This is a genomic window from Streptomyces sp. LARHCF249, assembly GCF_052871255.1.
Genome location: NZ_JBIXJQ010000009.1, coordinates 183,822 through 210,458, shown reverse-complemented (window position 1 = coordinate 210,458; position 26,637 = coordinate 183,822). Strand labels below are relative to the sequence as shown.

The window sequence follows — 26,637 nt, the reverse complement described above, 5'->3', positions numbered from 1 at the left end:
TTCCCGCTACAGCGGGGCCCCGTCCCCCGCCGGGAACGGCCGACCGTGCCCCGGGACGATCACGTCGGCCGCCGCGAGGACCCGTACGCGCGAGCCGCGCAGGACGTCCCGGTCCGGCGCCACCGGGTCTTCGGCCGGGCCGTCCGGACGCCACCACAGGTCGCCGACGAAGGCGACCACGCCGTCAGCGGTGCCGGCGAGCAGGGTGATGTCCTCGGGGCTGTGGCCCGGGGTGCGGATCAGGCGCAGGGAGCCGGTGAGTTCATGGCCCTCGGCGTCCCGGTCGGTCCACTGGTCGTCGCGGTACTCCGCCTTGTGGTCGTGGACCCGCGCCCGGGCGAACAACCCGACGTTCATGGTGTTGTCGGGGTGGTGGTGGCTGAGTACGACGTCGGTGATGTCGTCGGGCCCCAGGCCCAGTTCGGCGAGCGGGCCGAGGATCCGGTCGCGGTGGGCCACCATGCCGGGGTCCACGATCACGTGCCGCTCGCCGTCGGTGACGTACGAGACGGTGGCGGCGACCCCCGGTCCGGTGGAGGTGGTGTAGCCGGTGGTCAGGACGGTGTACACGGCGCTGCGGCCGAGCGGCTGGTCTGTCATGCCCCTACCTTCGCGCCCCGCCCGCCACTGCCACGAGTGGCTCTTGTGCCGGTGATCGCGGGTTTCGTGCCAACTGGTCCTGACGGGGGCGCGAGGCCGGCAGCGGCCGCTGAACGGGCGGCCGCCCCACGGTCAATCGGTCCCCCGCCCCGTGGAACCATGAGGTGTCCATGACGCGTCACCGTTCGCGCGCCATTCCCCGGACCCGCACCCTCACCTCAGGAGGACCCATGGCCAACCCCTACGCGGTCACGCCGCCGCCCCCGCCGCAGCCCCCCAGGCGCCGGTCGAACGGAGGCCTCGCCGGCTTCCTGGCCGTCGCCCTGGTCATCGCCGGCATCTACGGCGCCTCGCAGTGGCTCGGCAAGGACGACGGCAAGCCCAAGGGATCGGCCTCCGCCACGGCATCCCCGTCCGCCAAGCCCTCGGACCCCGGGAACCCCGAGTCCTCCTCCGACACGTCCAGTTCGTGGAAGGTCGGCGACTGCGGCGGCCCCGACCCGGACAACAAGCCCGACGGCTACCGGCCCCAGAAGTGCACCGCCTCCGGCGCCACCTTCAAGGCCATCGACATCAAGGACGCGAGCATCCTCCCCGGCTCGATCCAGTGCCCGCCCGGCACCGACCTGATGATCGAGGTGAGCATCTCCTACGGCAGCGGCAAGAAGAGCGGCATCCCCACCAACACCGTCTGCGGCCGGAACCTGTCCGACGACCACCCCGGCGACCCGGGCGCGGGCGGCGGCCAGCTGGTGAAGGGCGACTGCGTGACCGACCAGGCCCAGGAAGTCGCCTGCGCCACGGGCGGTTCGAGCACCTACAAGGTCCTCGGCCTGGTCAAGACGAAGAGCGAGTGCCCGTCGGGCACCAGCGAGCCCATGGAACTGACCATGGCGGTGGGCCGCCCCTACGACGTGATCTGCGCCGACAACTAGGCGAAGCCGACTGCCCGCACCCCGGGCCGGCAGGAGGCCGGCGGCCGGCGCGCTCGCGGACGACCGCCGGCCACTGGCCACTGGCCACTGGCCTCCCGATCGTCAGTCCCAGGCGTTGAAGTTCTCCGGGTACGAGCGCTCGGCGAAATCCCCGGCCTCGCCGTTCGCCGCGCGGGCCGCGGCGTGCCGGGCGGCACGGCACAACCCCGGGTCGGCTCGACCCGCTCAGGCGCCCGCCGCGCCCGCCGCGCCCGCCGCGCCCGCCGCGCCCAGGATCTCCAAGTAGTGCGCGTTGTACATGACGCCCAGGATGTTGCCGAAGGGGTCGGTCACCGAAGCGGTGACGAACCCGGGGCCCCGCTCGACCGGGCCCTCGTACTCCTTCGCCCCCATGGACAGCAGCTTCTCGAAGACCGCCCGCACATCGTCCACGTGCCAGTACACGACGGCCCCGCCCGGACCGGCCGCGGCGCCGGCGGGAGCGTAGCGGCTGTCGATCAAGCCGAGCTCGTGCTGGTAGTCGCCCATCCGGAACTCGGCGTACCCAGGACGCTCGAAGTACGGCTCGACCCCCAGCAGTTCGGAGTACCAGCGCTTCGCCGCATCCAGATCGGCAGCCCAGAAACTGACCGTGGTGAGACCTCGCAACATGCCTGCCCCCTCCTTCGCCGTCACACATGTCGGATCCAGCCGCACACCCTCACGGCCGAACCCGACGATAGCCAGCAATTAGGCCAGAACATGACCTAGTCGGAGCACCTTTCCCCCGCGTGACCGATTCGGGGACGGGAAGACCTGCGGGTGGCGGCGGTGCGCATGCACGCCCCGAGCGCGGCACGGCAGCCGCCACCCCGCGACCCGCACTCGTCAAGGCGTGCCCTTGGCGTCCCCTCGCGTCGAATCGCTCCACACCAGGGTGATCAAGATGTGACGGAACGTCAACACCTCGTTAGAGGTACACGCGCGGTTCCCTCATCGAGGGGTGATTTTCCTGCGGGCCGTCCGTGGCGCCGTCCGACGCCGATTTCTCCGCGCGGTCGATCTCGCACCAGATCCGCTTGCCCGCGCCCTCCCGCTGCCAGCCCCAGCGGTCCGCCAGGCCGTCCACCAGTTCCAGGCCGCGTCCGCCCGTGTCGTCACCGGCCGCCTGCCGCCGGGCCGGCGCCCGGTCGCTCGCGTCCGCGACCTCGACCCGCACCCCAGGCCCCCCGAACAGCATCCGCAGCACCGCCGGACAGCCGGTGTGCACGACCGCGTTCGTGACCAGCTCGGAGATCAGCAGGATCAGCGTCTCCGCGAGCGGCTCGTCGTCCCCTATCCCCGACCCCGCCAGCCGCGACCGGGCCCACCGGCGCGCCCGGCCGACCTCGGCGGGGTCCGGTCCTACCTCCAGCTGAACCTGAAGCACCTGCACCGCTCACACCATCCGAACCGGCGGACACTTCGCCTCGCGACAGGATGGGATCACCCACTGTGATCCCCTTGCGGAGCAGCATGGTTGACGTACAGTCACCACAACAAGCGCTTCGGGCATATTCCCGCGCGAAGGAGTGGGCGTGGTGCATACTGTGCGACGCCTGCGCCGCTCAACCGCTCGCATTCGTGGGAGCGTACCGGAGCGACCCCCCGACTCCGGTCCGTACGCAGGCGGGCGAAGGACACAAACCGATATCAACTCTCTGTAATCGGACATGCGTCCCGCGCCTTCCCTCCCGTACCCCCCGTACCCCCCGTACCCTCCCGTCACGGTCAGTCGGCTACGGCGCCGCCTCCAGCAGTTCCGCCGCCAGCAGCTCCTCCGACTCCGCCGCCGTCCGCCACTGCTCGGCCCGCACCCACGCCCGCTTCAGGTGCAGATGGACGTCCGCCTCCCACGTGAAGCCCATCCCGCCGTGCACCTGCAGGCAGTCCCGGGCGTTGGTCACCGCGGCCTCGTCCGCGAGGAGCTTGGCCGCCGCGATCTCCGTGTCGTCCGCCGTCACCGCCGCCGCGTAGACCGCCGTACGGGCCACCTCCGCCCGCACCAGCATCCGGGCGCACAGGTGCTTGACCGCCTGGAACGCCCCGATCGGCTGCCCGAACTGCTCGCGCTCCCCCGCGTACCGCACCGCCAGCTCCACCGTCCGCCCCGCGCTCCCGACCTGGAGGGCAGCCGTCAGCAGCGCCCCCGGGGAGACGTACGAGGAGAGGTACGAGGAGTCGTACGGCGGGACGTACGGCGAGACGCGGTGCAGCGGGGTCAGCGGGTCCGCCGAGCGGACCCGGGAGCCGGAGGGGAGCTCGGGGGCGCCCAGCACCGCGTCCGCCTCCCCCAGGTGGGAGACCAGGCCCCCGCCCAGGTCGAAGGCGGTGACCACCGCCGTCCCGGCCGCCGCCCCCGGAACCACCCCGGCCGCCAGGTGCGTGGCCACCAGCGGCCCCGGCAGCAGCGCCCGCCCGGCCTCCTCGAAGACGAGCACCGCCTCCGCCAGCCCGAGCCCGACCCCGCCGTCCGCCTCGGGCAGCCGCAGCGCGAAGAAGCCCGCCTCCCCCAGCTCCCGCCACAGCCCCCGGTCCACACAGACCCCCGTGTCCACCGACGCCCGCAGGGCCTCGCGCCCGTACCGGCCCGCCAGGAGGTCCCGTACGCCTGCCTTCAGGTCCCGCTGGTCCTCGGTCGGCTGGAAGTCCATGCCCCTCACCGGCCCTTCGGGAGGCCGAGGATCCGCTCGGCGACGATGTTCCGCTGGATCTGCGAGGTGCCCGCCGCGATCGTGTACGAGAGGGACGAGAGGCGGTCCAGCGTCCACTCCTCCTCCAGGGAGAGGGACAGGGGGCCCAGCACCTGCGCCGCCACCTCGTACAGCTCCTGCCGCGCGTGCGAGTAGGCGAGCTTGAAGACGGACCCGCCGATGCCGGGGACGCCTCCCGTGCTCTGCGACTCGCTCACGTTCCACTGCGTGAGCCGCCACAGGGCGCCGAACTCCCCGTACAGCCGCCCCAGCCTGCGCCGTACCACCGGGTCGTCCCAGCGTCCGTTCGCCTTCGCCGTACGGGCCAGCTCGCCCAGGGTCCGGCGGCAGGCGACGACCTCCCCCACGAAGGCCGTGCCCCGCTCGAAGGACAGGGTGACCATGGTGACCCGCCAGCCGTCGTTCTCGGCCCCGACCCGGTGGGCGACCGGCACCCGTACCTCGTCCAGGAACACCTCCGCGAACTCCGTGGAGCCGGCGAGCGTGCGCAGCGGCCGGACCGTGACGCCCGGCGCGTCCATGGGCATGGCCAGCCAGGAGATCCCGCGGTGCTTGGGGGCCTGCACGTCCGTCCGTACGAGCAGTTCGCACCAGTCGGCGACCTCCGCGTGCGAGGTCCAGATCTTCGACCCGGTGATCACGTACTCGTCGCCGTCGCGGACCGCGCGCGTACGCAGCGAGGCCAGGTCGGAGCCGGCGTCCGGCTCGCTGAACCCCTGGCACCACACCTCGTCGCCGCGCAGGACGGGCGGCAGCCAGCGCGCCCGCTGCTCGGCCGTCCCCTCGGCGGCGATGGTCGGGCCCGCGTGCAGCAGCCCTACGAAGTTGGCTCCGACGTACGGGGCCCCCGCGCGCTCGGTCTCCTCCAGGAAGATCAGGTGCTGGGTCGGGGTGGCCCCGCGGCCGCCCGCGTCCAGCGGCCAGTGCAGGCCCGCGTACCCGGCCTCGTACAGCCTGCGCTGCCAGCCGAGGTCGTACGCCCGCCGCCCGGGCCAGTCGTCGGGCGACGGCTTGGCCGGCAGCCCGGGGAGGACCTTGGCGAGCCATGCGCGCAGCCGGGCCCGGAACTCCTGCTCCTCCTCCGTGTAGGTCAGGTCCATCAGCGGCCCTTGCGGTCCTGGTCGAGGGGCAGGCCGAGCATGCGGATGGCGTTGCCGCGCATCAGCTTGTAGACCGTCTCCTCGTCCAGACCGCGCACGTGGTCCAGGGCGACCTCCTTGGTGTGCGGGAAGGTCGAGTCCACGTGCGGGTAGTCGGTCTCGAACGTCGCGTTGTCGCGGCCCACCACGTCCAGCGAGGCGATGCCGTGCTTGTCGCGGAAGAAGCAGCAGAACATCTGCCGGTAGTAGTACGTGGACGGCGGCTCGGGGATCAGGTCGCGGACCCCGCCCCAGGCGCGGTGCTCCTGCCAGACGTCGTCGGCGCGCTCCAGGGCGTACGGGATCCAGCCCATCTGCCCCTCGCTGTAGGCCAGCTTCAGCGTCGGGAACTTCACCAGCACCCCGCTGAACAGGAAGTCCATCATCGAGGCCATCGCGTTGTTGAAGCTGAGCGAGGCCTGGACGGCGGGCGGCGCGTCGGGTGAGGCGGCGGGCATCTGGGAGCTGGACCCGATGTGCATGTTGACCACCGTGCCGGTCTCCTGGCAGACGGCGAAGAAGGGGTCCCAGTAGCCGGAGTGGATCGACGGCAGACCCAGGTACGTCGGGATCTCGGAGAAGGTCACCGCCCGTACGCCCCGGGCGGCGTTGCGGCGGATCTCCGCGACCGCGAGGTCGATGTCCCACAGCGGGATGATGCACAGCGGGATCAGCCGGCCGCCGCTGTCTCCGCACCACTCCTCGACCATCCAGTCGTTGTAGGCGCGGACACACGCGACCGCCACTTCCTTGTCCCGGGCCTCGGCGAAGGTCTGCCCGCAGAAGCGGGGGAACGTCGGGAAGCACAGCGAGGCCTCGACGTGGTTGAGGTCCATGTCGGCGAGGCGCGCCTTGGGGTCCCAGCAGCCCCGGCGCATCTCCTCCCGCGTGATCCCCTCCAGCGTCATGTCGTCGCGGTCGAAGCCGACGGCGGCGATGTTGCGCTTGTACGGGAACTTCAGGTCCTCGTAGATCCACCAGTCGGTCGGCGGGCCGTCGGGGTCCATGGTGATCACGTACTTGCCGCCGGTGTACTCCAGCTCGCCGATGCCCGCGGTGAGCGCCTTGGGGCCGCGGTCCCGGTACTTGGCGGGAAGCCAGACGTCGAAGAGGTGCGCGGGCTCGATCACGTGGTCGTCGACGCTGATGATCCGTGGCAGTTCCAGTCCCATGCCGTCCAGTTCCATGCCGTCCAGTCCCATGCCATCTCCCCAATCTGATGGATCGTCAGAAACAAGCTAGCCCCGCCACCCCTGGACCGACAAGCGCCGGAGCCCTACGCTCTCCGCTTGATCTGACTATCCGTCAGTTAGCTAGCCAGTCGGCTATGGGGAGGCCTGGGATGACGGACGCGACGACCCGCACCGCGAGGGAACTGAGCCGGTCCGCGACCCTGTGGGAACTGATCGCCCGCCGCGCCGCCCTGACCCCGGACGCCACCGTCCTCATCGAAGCCGCCGAACGCCCCGCCGACGACCGCCGCCTGACCTTCGGGGAGCTCCGCGACCGCTCCGAGCGAGCCGCCGCCGGCCTGTACGCCATGGGCGTGCGCCCGGGCACGGTCGTCGCCTGGCAGCTCCCCACCCGCATCGAGACCGTCCTGCTCTCGGCCGCCCTCGCCCGGATCGGAGCCGTCCAGTCCCCCGTCATCCCCTTCTACCGGGACCGGGAGGTCGGCTTCGCGCTCCGCGAGTCCAAGGCCGAGTTCTTCGCCGTCCCGGGCGTCTGGCGGGGCTTCGACCACACGGCGATGGCCGGACGGCTCGGCGCGCGCGGCGTCTTCGAGGCGTACTGCGGCCTCCCGGACGGCGACCCCTCCGTACTGCCCCCGCCGCCCGCCTCCGGCACGGACGTGCGGTGGATCTACTGGACCTCCGGCACCACATCCGACCCCAAGGGCGTGCTGCACACCGACCGCTCCCTGATCGCGGGCGGCTCCTGCCTCGCGCACGCCCTGCGGCTGACCCCGGCCGACGTCGGCTCGATGGCCTTCCCCTTCGCGCACATAGCCGGGCCGGACTACACCGTGATGCTGCTGCTGTACGGCTTCCCCGCGGTCCTCTTCGAGAAGTTCGCGATGCCGGACGCGCTGGCCGGCTACCGCCGCCACGGGGTCACCGTGGCCGGCGGCTCCACGGCCTTCTACTCCATGTTCCTCGCCGAACAGCGCAAGGCCCCGGGCGTCCCGCTGATCCCCTCGCTGCGGCTCCTGGCGGGCGGCGGCGCCCCCAAGCCGCCGGAGATCTACCACGCCGTCGTACGGGAGATGGGCTGCCGGCTGACCCACGGCTACGGCATGACCGAGGTCCCGATGATCACCATGGGCGACCCGGAGGACACGGCGGAACACCTGGCCGCCACCGAGGGCCGGCCCCCGGCCGGGATGTCCATCCGCATCACGGACCCGGACGGAGCGCCGCTGGCGGCGGGGGTGGACGGGGAGGTGCGGCTGCGCGGGGAGGCGGTGTGCCAGGGGTATCTGAACCGGGAGCGGTCGGCGGATTCGGCGGATTCGGCGGAGGTGTTCGACCGGGACGGCTACTTCGTCACGGGCGACCTGGGGCACCTCACGGAGGACGGGTACCTGGTGCTGACCGGGCGCAGCAAGGACGTCATCATCCGCAAGGGCGAGAACATCTCGGCGAAGGAGATCGAGGACCTGCTGCACGAGTTGCCGGGGGTCGCCGATGTGGCGGTGATCGGGCTGCCGGACGAGGAGCGGGGGGAGCGGGTGTGTGCGGTGGTCGAGCCCGCGGGGGGTTCGGCTGCGGCGACGCTGACGCTGGCGCAGGTGACGGCCCACCTGCGGGCCGCGGGCCTGGCCACGCACAAGCTGCCGGAGCAGCTGGAGGTCCTGGACGCGCTCCCGCGCAACGAGGCCCTCCGCAAGGTCCTGAAGTACCGCCTCCGCGAACGCTTCGCCTGACCCGGGCCGCTGGTGCGGGGGCCGCTGCGCGAGGCGGTTCCCCCCTCCCCCCTCCGCCCCTTCCCGCGGTGCCCGTGTGCGGCTCCGCCGCGTGGGGCTCCGCCCGGACCGGCCCGGAGCCCCGGCAGCGGCGGGAGCGGGGCTACATGCGGCTCAGGGACGCGGCGGCGAAGAGGACGTCGCGGATGGCCTCGCGGTCGCCGTGCTGGCCCGCGGCCGCCTCCTCCGGGGAGATGTGCCCGGCAGCCAGCTGGCAGAACTCGACGCGGTCCAGCGCGATCTCCGCCACCGTCCGGTCAGCCGACGGCACGGCCCCCGGCGAGTCCAGCGCGATGTCCCACCCGCCCCCGCCCGCACCCTCGATCTCCAGGTGCAGCGTCCGCCCCGGCGCACCCGCCGCGACCAGCCCCCGCGCCGGAGCGGCGAGGCCCGCGCGGCGGCGCTGTGCCAGCGCCCCGGGGAGCAGCCGCGCCGCCAGGTCGATCATCCGGTGCAAGTGCGGCCCGGCCGGCGGGTCGTACGGGTAGTCCACCGCCTCCGCGATGTCCCACGCGTGCACCCAGCACTCGAAGGCCCGCTCCAGGAACGCGTCCCCGAGAGGGAGCGCGAAATCCCCGTAGTCCACCGAGAGTTCCGCCACGCCCCGGCCCGCGAAGGAGACCGTACGCACCAGCGTGTGCCCCTGCTCCCGCCACGGCTCGCGGACCTGCCGCGTGGCCGGGTACGCCGACGCCTGCCAGAAGTGCTCCGTCCGCCCGGCCGGACCGGCGCCCGCGGGCGCCTCCTTGCCCAGCGGATCGTCCAGCCCCAGCGCGGTGGCCACCAGCCCGTCCACCGCCAGCAGATGCCCGATCACCCCCGCCACCGTCGTCCGGCGCGACGTGCGCCGCTCCTCCTCGAACCACTTCAGCCGGACCGGGGTGTGCCACTCCGAGTCCCCGAAGTCCTGCAGCAGCGCGTCGAGCCGCGCGGTCTCGGTGTCGTACGGGTTCGCCCACACCGGCACCGGGATCCGGGCCGGCCGCTTGCCCAGGCAGTCCTCCAGGACCCGCGAGCGCAGCAGCGGCTTGAGGTCCAGGTTCTCCTCCGGGTGCAGCAGCCCCACCGCGTCGCGCAGCCGCAGCGCCTCCTCCGCGCAGGGCGCGCACTCGGTGAGGTGGTCCTCCACCGCCTGCGTCTCCTCGGCGGAGCACGCGGCCAGCGCCCACGCGCCCAGCAGCGACTTCAGTACGGCGTGGGAGGGCGGGACCGCGGGCAGCGGCTGCAACTGCGGAGCCCGTGGTGCCCGCGGCGCCTGCCGCGGATCGAGGTCGTCCGCGGCGCCGCGCGGACCCGGTATCCGCGCCGGGCCACCGGGGCGCTCGTATCCGTCCTCGGGCCACTCGGCGGGGCCGTTCATCGCGACGTTCCATATCCGGACTGGGCGGTGTCCTCCTGAGGGAGGGCGTTGGCGGTCGACAGCAGTTGGAGGCCCAGCCGCAGCCGGCGCCGCGCCTCGTCCTCGCTGATCTGGAGGTCGGCGGCGGCCTGCCGGTAGTCGCGCCGTTTGAAGTACGCGAGTTCGAGCGCGGCACGCAGCGGCGCGGGCATGGAGGTCACGATGTAGTCCGCGCGGGCGGCGGCGTTGGCGCTGCGCACCTTCTGCTCGAGCTCCTCGCGGGAGCCGCGGCCCAGTTCGGCCTGGCGCAGCCGGGCCACTGCCTGGCCCTGGGTGATCCGGGCGACCCAGGAGCGCATGGAGCCCTGCTTGGGGTCGTAGGCGTCCGGGTTCTCCCAGATGTAGCCGAAGACCTCGCGGGTGATCCGGTCCGCGGCCTTCTCGTCGCCCAGTACCCGGTGCGCCAGGCTGTGCACGAGCGAGGCGAAGCGGTCGTACAGCTCCCCGAGCGCGGCGGCCTCGCCGCGGGCGAGGCGTTGCTGCATGCGGCGGTCCCAGCGCGGTGGTACGTCCTTCGGCATACTGCCCCCAGCCGTGTGTCGACGCATCGAATGTAATGGGCACCTGGCCGATCGCGCCCGTTTTGCGCGAAGGTCACCCTGGAAGTGAGCCCTCCGTGATAGGGCCGTGGCGGTGTGTGAACCGTGGTATGGGCGGCGGCACATGGGGACAGGTGTACGCGCCCCGTCGCGCTTCCCGTGCGCGGGTTCGATGCGTTCGCGTCCTTGACCCGTTCGCTTAACGCACAGGCCACTGAGGCCTTACGCTCCTGCCTTGTCTTGATCTGAACCCACCGCACACGTGAAGGCGGAACGCCGAACATGGACAGCGCAGAGTACGAGCGCAAGATCGCCGCCCGATTCGCCACCTTCGACCAGGACGGGTCCGGGTATATCGACCGGGAGGACTTCAGCGCGGCCGCGAAGGCCGTCCTGGCCGAATTCGGCGTCACGGCCCGGTCGGACAGGGGCCAGGCCGTCTTCGCCGGTGCGGAGGCGTTCTGGCAGGGCATGGCCGGAATCGCGGACGTCGACGGGGACCAGCGGGTGTCCCGCGAGGAGTTCATCACCGGGGCGGCGAAGCGGCTGCGGGACAGCCCGGACCGGTTCGCGGAGATCGCGCGGCCGTTCCTGCGGGCCGTGATCGCGGTGGCGGACGAGGACGGCGCGGGCGCGACGCCGGCGGCCGCGGCCCGGGTCCTGCGCGTGCTGGGCACGGCGCCGGAGCGGGCCGCGGGTGTGGCCGCGGCGCTGGACGCGGACGGGGACGGGCGGATCTCGGAGGACGAGATCCTGGTGGCGTTCGCGTCGTACTGCGGCGTGGAGGCCCCTGACGCCTGACCCCTGCCGGGACTTCGCGGGGGACCGGGGCCGGGGCCTCGTCCTGTGCCGGGGCCGCGACCGGGCCCACCCCGCCCCGCCCCCGGCCGACGGCCCGCGCCCCACCTGGGGACGGGCTACGCGAAGACCACCGTGCGGGAGCCGTTCAGCAGGACGCGGTGCTCGCTGTGCCACTTCACCGCGCGGGCGAGCGCCTGGCATTCGACGTCGCGCCCGACGGCGACGAGCTGGTCCGGGGTCACCTCGTGGCCCACCCGCTCGACCTCCTGCTCGATGATCGGCCCCTCGTCGAGGTCGGCCGTCACGTAGTGCGCGGTCGCGCCGATCAGCTTCACGCCCCGCGCGTGCGCCTGGTGGTACGGCTTCGCGCCCTTGAAGCTCGGCAGGAACGAGTGGTGGATGTTGATGATCCGTCCGCTCAGCTCCTTGCACAGGGTGTCGGACAGGACCTGCATGTACCGGGCGAGGACGACCAGCTCGACGTTCTCGGAGCGGACGAGTTCCAGCAGCTGCGCCTCTGCCGCCGCCTTCGTCTCCTTGGTCACCGGGATGTGCACGAACGGAATGTCGTACGAGCCCACCAGCTCGGCGAAGTCCGTGTGGTTGGAGACGACGGCCGCGATCTCGACCGGCAGGGCCCCGATGCTCGAGCGGAACAGCAGGTCGTTGAGGCAGTGGCCGAACTTCGACACCATCAGGATGATCCGCATGCGCTCGTCGGAGCGGTGGATCTGCCAGTCCATCTTGAACGAGTCGCCGATCGCGGCGAAGCTCGCGCGCAGCTTCTCCACTGTCACGGCCGGCTCGGCCTCGAAGTGCACCCGCATGAAGAAGAGCCCGGTCTCCCGGTCTCCGAACTGCTGGCTGTCCACGATGTTGCAGCCGGTCATGAAGAGGTAACTCGACACGGCGTGCACAATGCCCTGCTTGTCGGGGCAGGACATGGTCAGGACGTACTGCGGGGGCTGGGGCTGGGGCTGTGCCTCGGGCTGCGGGTCGCTCATGACCGCATAGCCTTTCACACCGCGCGAGTGAGGATCCTCAACGCTTCCAGCGACCGCGGCCGCACGTCCGGGTCGTCGCCGTCGGCCGCGGCCAGCCGTACGTGGGCCTCGCGCGCCGCGCGGACCGCCTCGGGCCAGGCGTGGTGTTCCAGGTAGGCGGAGACGGCCGCGTCGGGACCGACCTGGTGCATGATGCGGAGCACCCGCAGCACGGCCAGGTCGACCAGGGCCGCCTCCTGTGAGTCGCGGAAGATCGTGCCGACGTACTTCTCGGCCGACCAGCTGTCGAGCCAGGTGTCCTCGACGAGCCGGTACACGGCGTCGGTGACGTCCCCGAAGCCTTCGGCGCCGGCGAGCCAGGTGTCCTCGTGGAAGGCCGGATCGGAAAGCATGTGCAGCGCCGAGCGCACGTTGCTGCGCCAGCGCCACCACGGCATGTCGTTCAGGGGCATGCCGCCCATGGTGGAGGAGCGGCCACCGCGACGGGAAGAGTTCTTCGAACCTTGGGCGAATGTCACGCCGCCGATCGTACGTTCCCGCGCTCCGCGATCTTCAGGCGCCCGTGAACAAACGGAGGTGACCATTCCCCCCGGCAATTCACCTGTACGTCACCGGATGTTGTGGACCCCTCACTCTTCAGTTACCCGTGGGGCGGAATGGTGCATGGACATGACCGATTGGCGACACACAGCAACCCTCTCCCGCACCTTCCTGGCCACGGCGATCGGTGCGTGTCTCGTCGCCGGGTGCGGGGTGGTCCCCGGCGGCCCGGGGGGTTCCGGACAGACCCTCACCGTCATGACGTTCGCCCCCGAGGACACCAAGGCGACCAACATGCCCGGAATGCCCGGCATGGCCAAGGCATATGAGCGCTGGGTCAACTCCAAGGGCGGCATCAACGGCCGCAAGCTGCGCGTGCTGACCTGCAACGAGAAGAACACGCCCAGCGGCGCCGCCGACTGCGCCCGCAAGGCCATCGACGAGAAGGCCGTCGCCGTCGTCGGCTCCTACAGCCAGCACGGACGCGCCTTCATGGCCCCCCTCGAGGCCGAGGGCATCCCGTTCATCGGCGGCTACGGGGTCTCCTCCGAGGAGTTCCAGTCGGTCCTCTCGTACCCCGTCAACGGCGGCCAGCCCGTCCTCCTCGCCGGCGCCGGCCACCAGCTGGGCCGCGCCTGCGGCCAGGTCGCCCTGGTCCGCCCCGACACCCTCGCGGGCGACTCGATGCCGGTCCTGCTGAACGCCGGCCTCAAGGCCAACAAGATCGCCGACGCCTCCGACATCCGGGCGGCCGAGGACTCCGCGGACTTCTCGGCGCAGGCCCGCGAGGCCCTCGCCGACACCACCGCGAGCGCCGCCGCCGGCAGCAAGGACAAGGAGAAGGCCAAGGCGTGCGTGACCGCCGTCCTCGGCGAGCGCACCGAGACGTTCTTCGACGCCTTCCGCCGCGCCGACGGGCAGAACAAGAAGCCGCAGATCTCCTCGGTCCTCGGCAGTGTCAGCCAGTCCGTGGTGGACCGCACCGGCGGCAAGGAGAGCCCCCTCGAGGGCGCGTTCCTGACCAGCTGGTACCCGGTGGCCGCCGATCCCCTCTGGGACCCGATGCGCAAGGTGATCGCCGACTTCGCCTTCGGCGACGACGGCGTCGACCCCGACGACAGCGGGACCCAGACCACGTGGATCGCGTACACCGTGCTGAGCGAGATCGTGAAGCGCTTCAAGCCGGACGAGGACATCACGGCCCGCAAGGTCGCGCGGGTGCTCAACCAGACGGAGGCCGTCGGCACCGGCGGCCTCACCCCGGAACTGAGCTGGCGCTACCAGGACATGCGCGCCGTCGCCGGCTTCCCCCGCATCGTCAACGGCCGGGTCACCTTCCAGGTCGTCCAGGCGGGCCGGCTCGTCGCCCAGGAGGGCGAGCAGACGATGGACATGACCGCGACGCTGGAGCGGGCCCCCCGCGCGGCCTGACGGCTCAGCTCCCGGAGGTCTCGTACATCCCGCTGGGCCGCCGGTGGCCGCCCGGGACCTCGGTGCCGTCGGGGAAGGTGACGGTGGCGAAGCACGAGCAGGCCCAGATCTGGATCTGGCCGGGCATGTGCGCCAGCTCGAAGGGGCGGTCGTGCCAGGTGCCGTACGAGGTGACGGTGACGCTCTCGCCGGGCTGTAGCCAGTAGTCCTGCCCGAACGGCTCCAGCCACAGCTCCAGGAGCTCCGTCCCGCTGTTCTCCACCAGCATCGGGACGGGGTTCCCCAGCTTCTGGATTCCCTCCACGCTGAAGTCGCCGTCGATGGCGGCCATGTTCTCGGTCAGCGGCGCCGTGACCCGGGCGAAGGTCAGCGGCTCCGCCCCGGGCGGCGTCTCGCGCGCCGTGGCGGCCTCCGCCGCGGGGCGCTCGCCGCCGAACAGCTGCCGCCACAGGGACGCCCGGCTCACAGCTGCGACTTGTCGCGCTTGGTGAGGCCGTACTTGGCCGCGATGGTGTTCCACAGGGCCGCGGCCGACTCCTTGGCCTTCGTCGCCTCGCCGCTCGCCTTGTTGCCGGCGGCGGCGTTCTCGGTGCCCTTGGCCTTGCCGTCCTTGCACTTGTCGTCGTCCACGTCGTCCGCCCAGGCCGCGTAGTAGTTGTCGGCGGCCGCGGAGGACTTCCAAGCCTTGGTGAGGGCGGCGGTCAGCTTCGCGTGGTCGGGGAGCTGGTCCACCTTCAGCTCCTGGAGGCGGGTGACGAGCTCCTCGCGCTGGCGGGCCGCGTCGCGCAGGTCGGCGGCCGCCTGGTCGAGGTTGCTGCAGCTCTTGATGTCGTCCACGGCCTTGATCACCGCGGCCCGGCTGTCGTTGCTGTCCGCGAGGAGCTTGTCCAGCTGGACGGCCTGCGGGCGGCCCGGGTCGACGGGGGCCTCGCCGGCGGGCGCCGCCGAGCCGCCGCTCGCGGTCGCCGTGGGGGCGACCGCGCCCGGGTCGTTGTTCTGCGGCTTGCCGTCGCCGAGCAGCGAGCCGACGCCCAGCCCGACCACGGCCAGGCCGATGACCACCGCGGCGATGATCGCGGGCGAGACCTTGCGGGGTGCCTCCGGCGGTGGGGGCGGGGGCGGCGCGAACTGCGGGTTCTGTTGCGGGTGCGCGTTCTGGTGCGGGCGTGGCTGGTTGTACTGCTGTGGCGGTACGGGGCCCTGCGCGCGCGGCGGATAGGAGCGCGGCGGGACCGGGGGCAGGTGCTGGGTCTGCCCGGCGGCGGCGTCACCGCGGAACAGCCCGTCGAACGGCTCGAGCCCGGAGGCGGCGGGGACCGGGGGGATGTACTGCGTCGCCGCCTCGTCGTGCGCGGGGGCGGCGGGGACCGGCGGGATGTACTGCGTCGCGGCCTCGTCGTGCGCGGGGGCGGCCGGGACCGGCGGAATGTACTGCGTCGCCGCCTCGTCGTGCGCGGAGGCGGCCGGGACCGGCGGAATGTACTGCGTCGCCGCCTCGTCGTGCGCGGAGGCGGCGGGGGCCGCGGGGGCCGCCGGTACGGGCGGGATGTACTGGGTGACCGCCTCCGGCAGCGGCGGGTAGCCGTAGCCGTGCGGATCGCCCGGACCCTCGTACCCGGGGCCCACCACGTGCCCGGGGTCCGCCGGCGGCTGAGGCTGCGACGGCTGCTGCGGGTGCTGCGGGTAGCCGTACGCGGGCTCCGGACCCCACGGGGCACCCGGCTGGGGGGCGCTCCCCTGTCCGTTCTCCGTCACCGGGTCTCCTTCTCCGACTCGCCCGAACCTACGGAACCGTCGGTCACGCTACCTGGTCACACACCGCGACCGGGAGGCCACCCGGCAACCCCGCCCGGCCCGTCGGGCCTGCCCGGCAACCCCTGCGCGCCGCCCGGCCACTGCGCTAGGCGACCCTGGCTTCCAGCCGGGCGGTGAACTCGCGGACCGCCGCCTCCTGCGCGTACGGCTCCAGACGGCCCCGGAACTCGTCCAGGTACTCCGCGCCCCGGGTCGAGCGCAGGCCCGACAGCAGGTCCGCCGCCTGGGTGGCCGTCTGGCAGGCCTGTTCCACCTCCCGCTGCTGGACCTGCGCCGCCGCCAGCAGGAACAGCCCGATGGCCCGGCGGCGCGCCTTGCCCGCCGGGAGGCCCCGCAGCGCCTCCGCCGCCTGCCGGGCCGCCGCGTCCGCCTGGCCCAGGTCCCGGTGGCAGTGGGCCAGTTCGTCCGCGAGGTACGCCTGGTCGAAGTGGCGGATCCACACCGGGTCGTCACCCGATTCCGGCTCCGCCCGCTCCAGCGCCGTGACGGCCCGCGACGACAGCACCGCCGTCGCCCGGTTGTCGCCGAGCAGCGCGTGCCCGCGCGCCTCGGCGGCGTAGAACATGGCCTCCACGCGCGGGGTGACCTGCCCCCGCGTCCCCTCCTGGGCGGCCCGGGCGAGCTGCGCGATCTCCCGCGGGTTGCCCAGCTCGGCGGCCAGGTGGCTCATCGACGCCGCGAGCACGTACCCCCCGTACCCGCGGTCGCCGGCCGCCTGCGCGAGCCGCAGCGCCTGGATGTAGTAGCGCTGGGCCAGGCCCGGCTGGCCCGTGTCCACCGCCATGTAGCCCGCGAGCTCCGTCAGCCGGGCCACCGCCCCGAACAGCGCCCGCCCGACGGGCTCCCGGTACGAGCCGCCGATCAGCCCGGACACCACGGAGTTGAGGTAGTGCACGACCACCGGCCGCACGTGCCCGCTGCCGAAGCGGTGATCGAGCTCCTTGAGGGCCTCGGTGGTGGCCCGTACCGCGTCCACGTCGGACATGCCGACGCGCGATCCTCCGGTACGTGCCACATGCGGGTCGGCGCCGGTGATCAGCCAGTCGCGGCTCGGCTCGACGAGCGCGGACGCGGCCACGCTGGAGCCCGCCAGGAAGTCGCGGCGTCCCACGTCGCTGCGCCACAGCTCGCAGACCTGCTCGATGGCGCCGACGACGGTCGGGGAGAACTGCAGGCCTACACCAGAGGCGAGATTTTTGCCGTTGGACATGCCGATCTCGTCGATGGTGACGGTCCGGCCGAGTTTGCGGCCGAGCGCCTCGGCGATGATTCCGGGTGCCCGGCCGCGCGGCTGCTGGCCGCGCAGCCAGCGGGCCACGGAGGTCTTGTCGTAGCGGAGGTCGAGGCCGTGTTCCGCCCCGCACATGTTGACCCGCCGGGCGAGCCCGGCATTGGAGCACCCGGCTTCCTGGATGAGCGCCTGCAGCCGTTCGTTCGGCTGGCGGGCGACGAGAGGCCTGGCTGCCATGAAAACCCCCTGAGGCCGCGGGTGATCGTTGGATTGATCACTTCCCGCCTGAAGTGCGGAGAATCTTCCGCTCTGCGTCGTGTCGCTACCCAACTCCGGCGCCCCGAGCTCCTACGCGCCCCCGCGCGTGCATCGGTGCGCCCCGCATGCAGGATCGATGCTCCGCCCACCGGCCGGTTTACGCCCGTAACCCCGGGTGACCCGCGGAGTTGTGATGGGCGTGGAAGAGACCATGGGAGTCACGGAGACCGCACCCATCCCCAAGCAGCGCGGCGAGCAGCTGCTGGACCATGCCGTGCGGTACGCGGAAGAACGGCACTGGGACGTCTTCGCCGGCACCTGGCTGGAGGCGGGAGACGGACGCGAGTTGTGCTCCTGCGGGGCGGCGGACTGCCCCGCTCCGGGCGCGCACCCGACGGTGAAGGACTGGGCGGCGCAGGCCACCGGCAGCGCGGTGCGGGTCCGGCAGATCTGGGGGCGGCACCCCGGGGCCTCGATCCTGATGCCGACGGGCCGGACCTTCGACGCGCTCGACGTGCCCGACGCGGCCGGGTTCCTGGCCCTGGCGCGGCTGGAGCGGATGGAGCGCACGCTCGGGCCGGTCACCCTCACGCCCGACCACCGGATGCTGTTCTTCGTCCTGCCGGGCGCCGGGGCCAAGGTCGCGGACCTCGTGCGCAAGCTGGGCTGGACGCCGTCGGCGATCGACCTCGTCGCCCGGGGCGAGGGCGAGTACGTGGCCGCCCCGCCCACCCGCTTCGGCGGCCGGGGCTCGGTCCAGTGGGCGCGGCGGCCCACGCCGGCGAACCGGTGGCTGCCGGACACGGAGGAGCTGATCGACGCGCTGGCGTACGCGTGCGGGAGCGAGGCCGCGGCCGAACGCAAGCGGCGCCAGGGCTGATCCCTCGGCCGGGGTCCGGCAGGCCGCCCGCCTGGGACATTACTGACCGGAAACTCATGACATAAGTAACTGCTCAGGCCTCTCCCCCTCCTCCTATGGTGAGGAAAGAACGACCAACGGGGACGTGTGACGAGAGGCAGGCGCATGCCGGACCAGGGTGATGCGACGGGCGGGGCGTACGGGACGGGTGGCGCGCGATCCGCGCCGTCCGCCGTGCGGGTGGAAGGTCTGTGGAAGCGCTTCGGCGAGCAGGTGGCCGTCGCCGGGATCGACCTGGAGCTGCCCGCGGGCCAGTTCATCGGGCTGGTCGGCCCGAACGGCGCGGGAAAGACGACGACGCTGTCGATGGTGACCGGGCTGCTGCGCCCGGACATGGGGCGGGTCTTCGTCGCCGGGCACGACGTGTGGGCGGACCCGGTCCAGGTGAAGTCGCGGATCGGCGTACTGCCCGAGGGCCTGCGGCTCTTCGAGCGGCTCTCGGGGCGCGAACTGCTCGGCTACATGGGCCGGCTGCGGGGGCTGCCGGGCGAGGAGACCGACAAGCGGGCCACACAGCTGCTGGATGTCCTGGACCTGGCCGGCTCGCAGCACAAGCTGGTCGTGGACTACTCGACGGGCATGCGCAAGAAGATCGGCCTGGCGGCCGCACTGCTGCACAACCCCGAAGTGCTGTTCCTGGACGAGCCCTTCGAGGGCGTGGACCCGGTGTCGGCCCAGACCATCCGCGGGGTGCTGGAACGTTACACCGCGTCCGGGGCCACCGTCGTCTTCTCCTCCCACGTGATGGAGCTCGTCGAGTCGCTGTGCGACTGGGTGGCCGTCATGGCCGCCGGGCGCATCCGCGCCGCAGGCCCGCTGGCCGACGTACGGGGCTCCGCGCCCTCCCTCCAGGCCGCCTTCCTCGAACTGGTCGGCGCGCACGGGCGCGACGCCGCCGGCGACTCCCTGGACTGGCTGGGCGGCGGCTCCGGAACGGCGGCCGCACGATGACCGCGGTCACGTCCTCCGGCGTTGCCGCGCCTTCCACCGCTCCCGCCGCTCCCGCCTCACTGACCCCGGTCTTCATCCGGCTGAAGCTGTCGCTGCTGCGCAACGGGCTGAAGGGCTCCTCCAAGCGCAAGGCCGCCTGGATCACCTCGCTGGTCTTCGCCCTGGTCGTCGGCTTCTTCGTCACGCTCGGCCTGGCCATGCTGCACGGCAACGCCCGCGCGGGCACCGTCGTCGTACTGCTGGCCGCGATCCTGGCGCTGGGCTGGACCTTCATGCCCTTGTTCTTCCCCACCGGGGACGAGACCCTCGACCCGAGCCGGCTGGTCATGCTGCCGCTGCGCCCGCGTCCTCTGGTACGGGCCCTGCTGGCCTCCTCGCTGATCGGCATCGGGCCGCTGTTCACCCTGTGCCTGGCGATCGGCTCGGTGATCGCCGTCGCGCGCGGCGGCGCCGGGGTGGCGGCCGCGGTGGTGGCCGTCCCGCTGCTGCTCCTGGGCTGCGTGGCCCTCGCGCGGGCGGTGGCCACGGCCAACGTACGGCTGCTGACCAGCCGCAAGGGCCGGGACCTGGCACTGCTCAGCGGCCTGCTGATCGCGGTGGGCGCGCAGCTGGCCAACTTCGCCAGCCAGCGCCTGTTCCAGGCGGGCGGACTGTCCCAGCTGGAGCCGGCCGAGGCGGTGGTGCGGTGGCTGCCGCCGGCGACCGCCGTCGGCATGGTGGACTCCGCGAGCAAGGGCTCGTACGGTCAGGCGGCCGCCCAACTGGCCCTCACGCTCCTCGCCCTGGCCCTGCTGCTGTGGTTCTGGGAGCGCAGCCTGACCAAGCTGATGGTCACACCGGACGGCTCGACCATCGCGGCCGCCGCACCGGAGAAGGACCGCGGCCAGGGCGGCCTCTGGTCGCTGCTGCCGACGGGCCGCACGGGCGCCGTCATGCAGCGGACGCTGCGCTACGCCGTCCGCGACCCGAAGACGAAGTCGGCGTGGGTGACGGCGCTGGCGATCGGCCTGATCGTCCCGGTCTTCAACGCCCTCCAGGGCACGGGCTCGCTCTACCTCGCCTGCTTCGGCGCCGGGATGCTCGGCGTGCAGATGTACAACCAGTTCGGGCAGGACACGTCGGCGTTCTGGATGGTCGCGCAGACCCTCTCCACACCGCGGGACGCGTACGTGGAACTGCGCGCGCGGGCCGGTGCGCTGGCCCTGGTCACCGTCCCGTACACGGTCTTCGTGACGGTGGTGACGGCCGCCCTGGTCGGCGACTGGTCCGGCTTCCCGGCGGCGCTGGGACTGGCGCTGGCCCTGCTGGGCGCGATGCTCTGCACGGGCGCGGTGGCCTCGGCCCGGTACCCGTACTCGATCCCGACGGACGGCGCGTTCAAGAACGTCGCCCCGGGGCAGGCCGGCCTGGCCTGGATGGGCATCTTCGGGGGAATGCTCGCGTCGGCACTGCTGTGCGCCCCGCTGATCGCCCTGACGATCTGGCTCAACGTGGCGGACCTCCAGGACGTGTCCTGGCTGCTGCTCCCCCTGGGCGTGGCCTGGGGCACCCTGGCCACCTGGTCGGGCCTGCGCCTGGCGGCCCCGGTGGTGGCCCGGAGGCTGCCGGAGATTCTGGCGGCGGTGAGCAAGGGGTAGGGGGCGGGGCGGGGGCGGGGGCGGGGGCGGGGGCTTCGGGGGGCCTGATACCCACACTCCTCATCAGGGAGGGTTTGGGGGTTTCCCGCCAGTCCCACTGTCTCTCCGGGCCGGGCCGCCCTGTCAAGGGCGCTCCTTCGTCGCGTCGCTTCGCGATGGCCTTCGGCCACCCTTGACAGACCGACCCGCCCCGGAAAGACAAGGACCGGCGGGAAGCCCCCAAAAGAACGGTCCACTGGTTCCGAGGACAGCCACTGGGCATCAGGGACCGGATCCTTGGTCACCGGGGCCATGGCCTGCGCCCGGGCCCGTAGAGAAGTGATCCGGGGTCGGCGGGCGCACCAAATCGCTACGCGCTCCTCATATCTCGGCGTCCGACGGCCGTCCGGGGCTCAACCCGCACCAGACAGCGATGAGAAGCGCCTGGCGGACCGGTAGGCGCGTCAGATCGCTACGCGCTCCTCATCGACGGCGACTGACGGCCGTCCGGGGCCCAACCCGCACCAGACAGCGATGAGAAGCGCCTGGCGGACCGGTGGGCGCACCAGATCGCTACGCGCTCCTCATTGACGGCGACTGACGGCCGTCCGGGGCTGATAAGCCACGTGATGCCGGTCAGTCACGAGGTCACCCCTCCTGCTGCAGCGACGCAATCGGCGAACGAGTGACGAGGTGCCCGCGCGGGGCTGCCGCACGTCCAGTGCGCGTTCTCCAAAGAGCGCGGGTGGCCTCTTACCAGCCCCGGACGGCCCGGAGACGCCATCCAACGGCAGCGCGTAGCGATCTGACGCGTCGACTGGCTCGGCAGGGGCTGGTAGGCGCTGTCTGGTGCGGGTTGGGCCCCGGACGGGCGGCGGACGCCGAGATATGAGGAGCGCGTAGCGATCTGGCGCGCACCCGCCGACCCCCGGATGACCTCTCTACGGGCCCGGGCGCAGGCCATGGCCCCGGGAACCAAGGATCCGGTCCCTGATGCCCATCTGACCGTAATCGTGAACCAGTGGACCGTTCTTTTGGGGGCTTCCCGCCGGTCCTTGTCTTTCCGGGGCGGGGCGGTCTGTCAAGGGTGGCCGAAGGCCATCGCGAAGCGACGCGACGACGAAGGAGGAGCGCCCTTGACAGGCCGGCCCGCCCCGGAGAGACAGTGGGACTGGCGGGAAACCCCCAAACCCTCCCTGATGAGGAGTGCGCGGAATCAGGCCCCCCGAAGCCCCCGACCCGCCGGACGGTCCGCCCTGACGCCCTCCAGGAACGGCTCCAGGACTGCGCGCAGGGCTGTCGGCTGGTCGTAGTGGAGGTAGTGGCCCGCGTCGGGGATTTCGGCGTACTGGCCGGCCGGGAGGACGCGGACCATCTCCTGGGCTTCGGCGCGGCCGAGTTCGCCGTCCAGGCCGCGGACGACCAGGGTGGGGCAGCGGACCTGCGCCAGTTCCTCCCAGTGGGCGTCGTGCACCCAGGTCTCGCGGGCCGTCAGCATCTGGCGGCGGGAGAAGAGCGGGCGCCAGCCGTCCGGGGCCTCGTGCATGACCTCGGCGAAGAAGGCTCCGCGGCCGGGGTCGGGGCGCTCCACGCGGGGATCGTCCTCGCCGAACCAGCGGCGGGCGGCGTCCTGCGTGGGGAAGGGCAGCGGCCAACGGTGGAACCAGTCCTCCCAGTCCTGCTGCGAGGCTTCGCCGAGGGCCGAGGCGCGCATGTCGCAGATGACCACGGCTTCGACCAGGTCGGGGCGGCGGGCCGCGAGCTGCCAGGCGGTGAGGGCGCCCATGGAGTGGCCGATCAGGGTCACGGGGGCGAGACCGAGTTGCTCGACGACGGCCTCCGCGTCCGCCACGAACGCCTCGCGCCCCAGGGAACTGTGGAGGGCGGGGCCGTTCGGCGGGCGGTCGCTCTGGCCGTGGCCGCGCTGGTCCACGGCGATGACCCGGCGGTGCTCGCCGAGCCAGCGGGCGGTGCCGGACCAGTGGAAGGCACGCCCCATGAGCCCGTGGAGTAAGAGCACCGCCGGGCGCGGGTCGGGCGCGGCCGCGGGGGCCGCTTCGCGGAACTCCCAGGCGGCCAGGCGCACGCCATCGGCCCCTGTCACATCGATGCGCTGTACCACCGCAGATGCACCCCCTTCGCTCTCGGCCAGACTATCGAACCCGTATTCGAAAACGGGCGTCTCGCCGACAACACCGCTCTTTCGAGTGACCTTGCTCAAGGATTGGCCGCCACTGCCGATGGAGATCCTTTCAACAGGGAGGCGGGCCGCTCGGGGAAGACGGTCCGAAGGGGACGACCTTGAGAGCTCGGGGCTCCAGGTCACCAGGGGAGGACCGGTCCCGGCGCCGCAAGGCGCCGGGACCGCCCACATCCACACCACAATCGACTACAGCACGACGTCTACACCACGAACGTCTACACCACGAACGTCTCCAGCACGTACGTCTCGCCACTCACCGACCAGGACTACATCACCGATCGCCCGGGCGGTCGGGATCCTGCCGGGATTCACGCCCAGGCGTCAGCGCTTCGCCACGAACACGTGCGAGGCGACCACCGAGTCCAGCTCGGCGGCCTCACCGCCGCTGCCGACCAGCACACCGCCCGGGGACTCGGTCACGCTGACCACCGAGCCGGGCTGCACGCCCGCCCGCCGCAGCGTGTACATCAGCTGGGCGTCCGTCTGGATCGGCTCGCCGATCCGCCGCACGACCACGGTCTTGCCGTCGACGCCCGGGTCCAGCTCGTTGAGGCTGACCATGCCGTCCTCCAGGAACGGGTCCGCCTCGGCCTTCTCCCCCAGCTCCTCCAGACCCGGGATCGGATTCCCGTACGGCGACTCGGTCGGGTGGCGCAGCAGCTCCAGCACACGCCGCTCCACCGCCTCGCTCATCACGTGCTCCCAGCGGCAGGCCTCGGCGTGCACCTGCTCCCACTCCAGGCCGATCACGTCGACGAGCAGACACTCGGCGAGCCGGTGCTTGCGCATCACGCGCGTCGCCAGCCGCCGCCCCTCCTCCGTCAGCTCCAGGTGCCGGTCGCTGGCGACGGCCACCAGGCCGTCCCGCTCCATCCGCGCCACCGTCTGGCTCACCGTCGGACCGCTCTGGTCGAGCCGTTCGGCGATACGGGCGCGCATGGGGACCACACCTTCCTCTTCCAGCTCAAGGATGGTGCGGAGATACATCTCCGTGGTGTCGATCAGTCCGGACATTCGTGCCCCTCGGATTGCGTGCGCTGGCCCTGCCCCCAATTCTGACGCATCAGGCGGACAACCGTCCCGTACCGAGCGTCAAGCCCTCTCCCGGACATCTCCCCGGCCTCCCGCCGGAGATCTTCCCCGGGATTGACGTTCGTATTGACACGCCCTTGGTCCAGACCGCACGGTGAGCGGCGGACACGGACCCACCCCGCCACTCCACCCCGACACCGGAAGGCCATCGGCGTATGAGCGAGAGCAAGCTGGCCGGTCAGTTCTTCGACGCCGCCATCGGCCTGCTGGAGCGGGTACGGGACGAGGAGGCCGCGCGGATCGCCGAGGCCGGCACCCTCGTCGCCGACGCCGTGGCCGACGGGAACCGGCTCTTCGCCTTCGGCGCCGGGCACTCCTCGCTGCCCGCCCAGGACGTGGTCTACCGGGCCGGCGGGCTGGCGCTGATGAACTTCCTCGCCGTACCGGGCACCGCCGGCGTCGACGTCATGCCCGCGACGCTGGGCAGCGCGCTGGAGCGGGTCGACGGCCTCGCCGGCGCCGTTCTGGACAGCAGCCCCGCCTCCGAGGGCGACGTCCTCGTGATCATCTCCCTCTCCGGGCGCAACGCCCTGCCGGTCGAGATGGCCATGAACGCCCGCGCCATCGGCCTCAAGGTGATCGGCGTGACCTCGGTGGCGTACGCGACCGGGACCAAGTCGCGGCACGTCTCCGGCACTTTCCTGAAGGACCACTGCGACGTCGTCCTCGACAGCAAGATCGCGGTCGGCGACGCCGAGCTGAGCCTCGACGGCATCGACGCGCCCTTCGCGCCCGCCTCCACCGTCGTGACCAGCGCGATCATGCAGGCGGTCATGGCCGCGGCGGCCGGCGAGCTCGCCGGCCGCGGGATCGAGCCCCCGCTGTTGCGCTCGGGCAACGTCGACGGCGGCCACGAGTGGAACGGCCGCGTGATGAAGGAGTACGGCGACCGGATCTTCTTCCGCCACTAGCCTCCGGCCGCCCCGCCCGGGGGCAGCGCCCGGGCCCTGCCCCCGGGCGGGGCGGCATTCAACCACGCGCGCCCGTCCCCGCCGCCAGGTCCAGGTCGGCGGCGATGCGGCCCGCGACCTCCTCCGCGTACGCCGCGTCCGGCCCCTCGAAGGCGGCCCGCGAGGGCCCGCGTACGAACGTCACGGCGCCCAGGGTCCGCCCCCGGCTGCGCAGCACCGTGCACAGCACGTGCGCCGCGCCCTCGGGCCAGTGCCGGGCCCGCGCCCACTCCGGGTCCGCCGCCCCGCTCGGAGCGCTCGTCCGCACCGAGCCGATCCGGTCCAGCGCCTGGAGCACCGGGTGCCCGGCCTCGTACCGCACCGGGATCGCCCCGGGCCCCGGCAGCGCGGGCGGCGAGACGGCGGAGCGCACGAGCCGGCGCCGCTCGGGACCGGCCGAGGGGTCCAGTACGTCCAGCAGCGCGTGCTCGGCGAAGCCCGCGAGGGCGAAGTCGAGGCGTACGGCCGCCGCCTCCGCCGGGTCCTCGCACTCCGCGGCGGCCCGGCCCGCGCGGTGCAGCTGGTGGGAGCGGAACCGCAGCTGCGCGGTGTCCAGCTGGGCCTGCCGGGCCTCGGTGACGTCCTGGAACAGCCAGCCGACCCCGAGCGGCACCGGCTCCTCCGCGAGCGGCGAGGCCAGCCGCAGGAACCCGCACCGCAGGCACCTGCGCCGCACCCCCTCCGACGTCCGCACGGACACCCACAGCTCCACCGGGGCGGGCGGCGCCCCCTCGGCGAGCACGTGGTGCAGGGCGCCCTCCAGCTCCTCGACGCCCTGGACGAGCAGCTCCCCGAGCGGACGGCCCAGCAGCGCGGTCCGCCCCGCCCCGAGGGCCCGCGCGGCGTGCGCGTTGACCACGGCGGGCCGCAGGTCGACGTCGACGAGGACGACGCCCCACGCCGCGTCCTCCAGCAGGGCCTCGCTCAGTGCGATGGACCGCTCCAGGTCTATCTGCGCGTGCACCTCGCTGAAGGCGCAGTACACCCCGGCCGGCTTCCCGTCGGCGCCCGGCACCCCGGCGGACTGGGTGCGGACCAGGACGCGCCCGCCGTCCTTGGTCAGCAGCGCGAACTCGTGCACCTGCCGGCCCGGCACGTCCTGGGCGGCCATGAGCCGGTCGTGCACGTCCTGCGCGTCGGCGGCCCGTACCGCCCATCCCTCGAAGCCCTTGCGCCCCACGGCCTCGGTGGCGGACCAGCCCAGGATCCGCTCGGCCTCGCGGTTCCAGTGGGTGATCACCCCGTCGGAGTCGAACGCGCACAAGGCGGCGTCCATCCCGTCCAGCAGCGCTGCGAGCAGATCGTCGTCGGTGGTCTCGTCACGTCCGGAAGCAGTCACCTGGCACCCCCAGCAGGTGTTCGCGTGTGCGGCACGTCAGATCATTGAACTGGAACGTGACGCAGCCCACACCGCATTCGCGGAAATCGACGTGTACCCGCGCGCCTCGGGGCAGCGCGCCTGTGGCGACCACACGTTCGAGTGAGCCCGCCCGATCCATCCGCACTGAACGATCCGC

The 26,637-nt window shown here is 72.5% G+C and carries 24 protein-coding genes; 8 read left to right on the top strand and 16 right to left on the bottom strand.

Annotated elements, in window-relative coordinates; genetic code table 11:
* Positions 1-6: 6 nt before the first annotated feature.
* On the bottom strand, positions 7-600 hold the full coding sequence (locus tag ACIPUC_RS25945; protein WP_446592525.1) for an MBL fold metallo-hydrolase: 594 nt from the start codon (positions 598-600) through the stop codon (positions 7-9).
* Positions 601-830: 230 nt separating this feature from the next.
* Between ACIPUC_RS25945 and ACIPUC_RS25940 the strand changes: the two genes are divergently transcribed.
* Positions 831-1,535, top strand: a complete 705-nt coding sequence (locus tag ACIPUC_RS25940; protein WP_446592524.1) for a hypothetical protein — start codon at positions 831-833, stop codon at positions 1,533-1,535.
* A 225-nt stretch (positions 1,536-1,760) separates the two neighbouring features.
* Here ACIPUC_RS25940 and ACIPUC_RS25935 read toward each other — a convergent pair whose 3' ends face one another.
* The 5 genes from ACIPUC_RS25935 to ACIPUC_RS25915 all read right to left on the bottom strand — a co-directional run bounded on the left by ACIPUC_RS25935 (position 1,761) and on the right by ACIPUC_RS25915 (position 6,578).
* Positions 1,761-2,186, bottom strand: coding sequence for a VOC family protein (locus ACIPUC_RS25935; RefSeq protein ID WP_446592523.1), 426 nt, complete (start codon positions 2,184-2,186; stop codon positions 1,761-1,763).
* A gap of 298 nt (positions 2,187-2,484) precedes the next feature.
* Entirely contained in the window at positions 2,485-2,949 is a 465-nt protein-coding gene (locus ACIPUC_RS25930) for an ATP-binding protein (RefSeq protein WP_446592522.1), read from the bottom strand.
* 343 nt (positions 2,950-3,292) lie between these two features.
* Positions 3,293-4,207 carry an acyl-CoA dehydrogenase family protein gene (locus tag ACIPUC_RS25925; RefSeq protein ID WP_446592520.1) on the bottom strand — a complete coding sequence of 305 codons (915 nt, stop codon included), beginning with the start codon at positions 4,205-4,207 and terminating at the stop codon, positions 3,293-3,295.
* 5 nt (positions 4,208-4,212) lie between these two features.
* Entirely contained in the window at positions 4,213-5,367 is a 1,155-nt protein-coding gene (locus tag ACIPUC_RS25920) for an acyl-CoA dehydrogenase (protein ID WP_446592519.1), read from the bottom strand.
* Positions 5,367-6,578, bottom strand: a complete 1,212-nt coding sequence (locus ACIPUC_RS25915) for an amidohydrolase family protein (protein WP_446592671.1) — start codon at positions 6,576-6,578, stop codon at positions 5,367-5,369. Before ACIPUC_RS25915 ends, ACIPUC_RS25920 begins: the two co-directional genes overlap by 1 nt.
* 170 nt (positions 6,579-6,748) lie before the next feature.
* Between ACIPUC_RS25915 and ACIPUC_RS25910 the strand changes: the two genes are divergently transcribed.
* The gene (locus ACIPUC_RS25910) at positions 6,749-8,332 is read left to right on the top strand and encodes a class I adenylate-forming enzyme family protein (protein ID WP_446592518.1); all 1,584 of its coding nucleotides are present in this window, start codon (positions 6,749-6,751) and stop codon (positions 8,330-8,332) included.
* A 142-nt stretch (positions 8,333-8,474) separates the two neighbouring features.
* Here the strand turns inward: ACIPUC_RS25910 and ACIPUC_RS25905 are convergent, their stop codons facing one another.
* Together ACIPUC_RS25905 and ACIPUC_RS25900 are read right to left on the bottom strand one after the other, a co-directional pair.
* On the bottom strand, positions 8,475-9,731 hold the full coding sequence (locus ACIPUC_RS25905; protein WP_446592517.1) for a maleylpyruvate isomerase N-terminal domain-containing protein: 1,257 nt from the start codon (positions 9,729-9,731) through the stop codon (positions 8,475-8,477).
* A complete protein-coding gene (locus ACIPUC_RS25900; RefSeq protein WP_446592516.1) occupies positions 9,728-10,291 on the bottom strand; it encodes a sigma-70 family RNA polymerase sigma factor in 564 nt (187 codons plus the stop codon). The genes ACIPUC_RS25905 and ACIPUC_RS25900 overlap by 4 nt, the downstream gene beginning before the upstream one ends.
* 300 nt (positions 10,292-10,591) lie before the next feature.
* Here ACIPUC_RS25900 and ACIPUC_RS25895 point away from each other — a divergent pair, with 300 nt between their 5' ends.
* On the top strand, positions 10,592-11,110 hold the full coding sequence (locus tag ACIPUC_RS25895; protein ID WP_446592515.1) for an EF-hand domain-containing protein: 519 nt from the start codon (positions 10,592-10,594) through the stop codon (positions 11,108-11,110).
* A 116-nt stretch (positions 11,111-11,226) separates the two neighbouring features.
* Here the strand turns inward: ACIPUC_RS25895 and purU are convergent, their stop codons facing one another.
* A complete protein-coding gene (gene purU, locus ACIPUC_RS25890) occupies positions 11,227-12,114 on the bottom strand; it encodes a formyltetrahydrofolate deformylase (protein ID WP_446592514.1) in 888 nt (295 codons plus the stop codon).
* A 14-nt stretch (positions 12,115-12,128) separates the two neighbouring features.
* Positions 12,129-12,575: an SCO4402 family protein gene (locus ACIPUC_RS25885; protein WP_446592669.1), complete on the bottom strand. Its 447-nt coding sequence runs from the start codon at positions 12,573-12,575 to the stop codon at positions 12,129-12,131.
* A 208-nt stretch (positions 12,576-12,783) separates the two neighbouring features.
* Here ACIPUC_RS25885 and ACIPUC_RS25880 point away from each other — a divergent pair, with 208 nt between their 5' ends.
* Positions 12,784-14,085 carry an ABC transporter substrate-binding protein gene (locus tag ACIPUC_RS25880; protein ID WP_446592513.1) on the top strand — a complete coding sequence of 434 codons (1,302 nt, stop codon included), beginning with the start codon at positions 12,784-12,786 and terminating at the stop codon, positions 14,083-14,085.
* A 4-nt stretch (positions 14,086-14,089) separates the two neighbouring features.
* On the opposite strand, the gene ACIPUC_RS25875 is transcribed toward ACIPUC_RS25880, so the two are convergent.
* From ACIPUC_RS25875 to ACIPUC_RS25865, 3 genes are all read right to left on the bottom strand, one after another.
* Positions 14,090-14,551, bottom strand: coding sequence for a hypothetical protein (locus ACIPUC_RS25875; RefSeq protein WP_446592511.1), 462 nt, complete (start codon positions 14,549-14,551; stop codon positions 14,090-14,092).
* Complete coding sequence (locus ACIPUC_RS25870; RefSeq protein ID WP_446592510.1) at positions 14,548-15,840, bottom strand: hypothetical protein; 1,293 nt, start codon at positions 15,838-15,840, stop codon at positions 14,548-14,550. Before ACIPUC_RS25870 ends, ACIPUC_RS25875 begins: the two co-directional genes overlap by 4 nt.
* 145 nt (positions 15,841-15,985) lie before the next feature.
* Positions 15,986-17,368 carry a transcriptional regulator gene (locus ACIPUC_RS25865; protein ID WP_446592509.1) on the bottom strand — a complete coding sequence of 461 codons (1,383 nt, stop codon included), beginning with the start codon at positions 17,366-17,368 and terminating at the stop codon, positions 15,986-15,988.
* 232 nt (positions 17,369-17,600) lie between these two features.
* Between ACIPUC_RS25865 and ACIPUC_RS25860 the strand changes: the two genes are divergently transcribed.
* From ACIPUC_RS25860 to ACIPUC_RS25850, 3 genes are all read left to right on the top strand, one after another.
* On the top strand, positions 17,601-18,269 hold the full coding sequence (locus ACIPUC_RS25860; protein WP_446592508.1) for a bifunctional DNA primase/polymerase: 669 nt from the start codon (positions 17,601-17,603) through the stop codon (positions 18,267-18,269).
* 144 nt (positions 18,270-18,413) lie between these two features.
* Complete coding sequence (locus ACIPUC_RS25855; RefSeq protein WP_446592507.1) at positions 18,414-19,259, top strand: ABC transporter ATP-binding protein; 846 nt, start codon at positions 18,414-18,416, stop codon at positions 19,257-19,259.
* On the top strand, positions 19,256-20,896 hold the full coding sequence (locus ACIPUC_RS25850; RefSeq protein WP_446592506.1) for a transporter: 1,641 nt from the start codon (positions 19,256-19,258) through the stop codon (positions 20,894-20,896). Before ACIPUC_RS25855 ends, ACIPUC_RS25850 begins: the two co-directional genes overlap by 4 nt.
* Before the next feature lie 1,195 nt (positions 20,897-22,091).
* On the opposite strand, the gene ACIPUC_RS25845 is transcribed toward ACIPUC_RS25850, so the two are convergent.
* Together ACIPUC_RS25845 and ACIPUC_RS25840 are read right to left on the bottom strand one after the other, a co-directional pair.
* A complete protein-coding gene (locus tag ACIPUC_RS25845; RefSeq protein WP_446592505.1) occupies positions 22,092-22,997 on the bottom strand; it encodes an alpha/beta fold hydrolase in 906 nt (301 codons plus the stop codon).
* A gap of 402 nt (positions 22,998-23,399) precedes the next feature.
* Positions 23,400-24,092, bottom strand: a complete 693-nt coding sequence (locus tag ACIPUC_RS25840; protein WP_446592503.1) for a metal-dependent transcriptional regulator — start codon at positions 24,090-24,092, stop codon at positions 23,400-23,402.
* 233 nt (positions 24,093-24,325) lie between these two features.
* Here ACIPUC_RS25840 and ACIPUC_RS25835 point away from each other — a divergent pair, with 233 nt between their 5' ends.
* A complete protein-coding gene (locus tag ACIPUC_RS25835) occupies positions 24,326-25,081 on the top strand; it encodes an SIS domain-containing protein (protein WP_446592502.1) in 756 nt (251 codons plus the stop codon).
* 58 nt (positions 25,082-25,139) lie between these two features.
* Here ACIPUC_RS25835 and ACIPUC_RS25830 read toward each other — a convergent pair whose 3' ends face one another.
* Positions 25,140-26,459 carry a PAS domain-containing protein gene (locus ACIPUC_RS25830; RefSeq protein ID WP_446592501.1) on the bottom strand — a complete coding sequence of 440 codons (1,320 nt, stop codon included), beginning with the start codon at positions 26,457-26,459 and terminating at the stop codon, positions 25,140-25,142.
* Positions 26,460-26,637: the final 178 nt, after the last annotated feature.

Bases quoted from the DNA above. Each gene is read 5' to 3' on its own strand.
- purU (WP_446592514.1), bottom strand. From the start codon at position 12,114: ATGAGCGACCCGCAGCCCGAGGCACAGCCCCAGCCCCAGCCCCCGCAG.
- ACIPUC_RS25945 (WP_446592525.1), bottom strand. From the start codon at position 600: ATGACAGACCAGCCGCTCGGCCGCAGCGCCGTGTACACCGTCCTGACC.
- ACIPUC_RS25885 (WP_446592669.1), bottom strand. From the start codon at position 12,575: ATGGGCGGCATGCCCCTGAACGACATGCCGTGGTGGCGCTGGCGCAGC.
- ACIPUC_RS25835 (WP_446592502.1), top strand. From the start codon at position 24,326: ATGAGCGAGAGCAAGCTGGCCGGTCAGTTCTTCGACGCCGCCATCGGC.
- ACIPUC_RS25850 (WP_446592506.1), top strand. From the start codon at position 19,256: ATGACCGCGGTCACGTCCTCCGGCGTTGCCGCGCCTTCCACCGCTCCC.
- ACIPUC_RS25880 (WP_446592513.1), top strand. From the start codon at position 12,784: ATGACCGATTGGCGACACACAGCAACCCTCTCCCGCACCTTCCTGGCC.
- ACIPUC_RS25860 (WP_446592508.1), top strand. From the start codon at position 17,601: ATGGGAGTCACGGAGACCGCACCCATCCCCAAGCAGCGCGGCGAGCAG.
- ACIPUC_RS25935 (WP_446592523.1), bottom strand. From the start codon at position 2,186: ATGTTGCGAGGTCTCACCACGGTCAGTTTCTGGGCTGCCGATCTGGAT.
- ACIPUC_RS25940 (WP_446592524.1), top strand. From the start codon at position 831: ATGGCCAACCCCTACGCGGTCACGCCGCCGCCCCCGCCGCAGCCCCCC.
- ACIPUC_RS25840 (WP_446592503.1), bottom strand. From the start codon at position 24,092: ATGTCCGGACTGATCGACACCACGGAGATGTATCTCCGCACCATCCTT.
- ACIPUC_RS25865 (WP_446592509.1), bottom strand. From the start codon at position 17,368: ATGGCAGCCAGGCCTCTCGTCGCCCGCCAGCCGAACGAACGGCTGCAG.
- ACIPUC_RS25905 (WP_446592517.1), bottom strand. From the start codon at position 9,731: ATGAACGGCCCCGCCGAGTGGCCCGAGGACGGATACGAGCGCCCCGGT.
- ACIPUC_RS25915 (WP_446592671.1), bottom strand. From the start codon at position 6,578: ATGGGACTGGAACTGCCACGGATCATCAGCGTCGACGACCACGTGATC.
- ACIPUC_RS25925 (WP_446592520.1), bottom strand. From the start codon at position 4,207: ATGGACTTCCAGCCGACCGAGGACCAGCGGGACCTGAAGGCAGGCGTA.
- ACIPUC_RS25900 (WP_446592516.1), bottom strand. From the start codon at position 10,291: ATGCCGAAGGACGTACCACCGCGCTGGGACCGCCGCATGCAGCAACGC.
- ACIPUC_RS25895 (WP_446592515.1), top strand. From the start codon at position 10,592: ATGGACAGCGCAGAGTACGAGCGCAAGATCGCCGCCCGATTCGCCACC.
- ACIPUC_RS25910 (WP_446592518.1), top strand. From the start codon at position 6,749: ATGACGGACGCGACGACCCGCACCGCGAGGGAACTGAGCCGGTCCGCG.
- ACIPUC_RS25920 (WP_446592519.1), bottom strand. From the start codon at position 5,367: ATGGACCTGACCTACACGGAGGAGGAGCAGGAGTTCCGGGCCCGGCTG.
- ACIPUC_RS25855 (WP_446592507.1), top strand. From the start codon at position 18,414: ATGCCGGACCAGGGTGATGCGACGGGCGGGGCGTACGGGACGGGTGGC.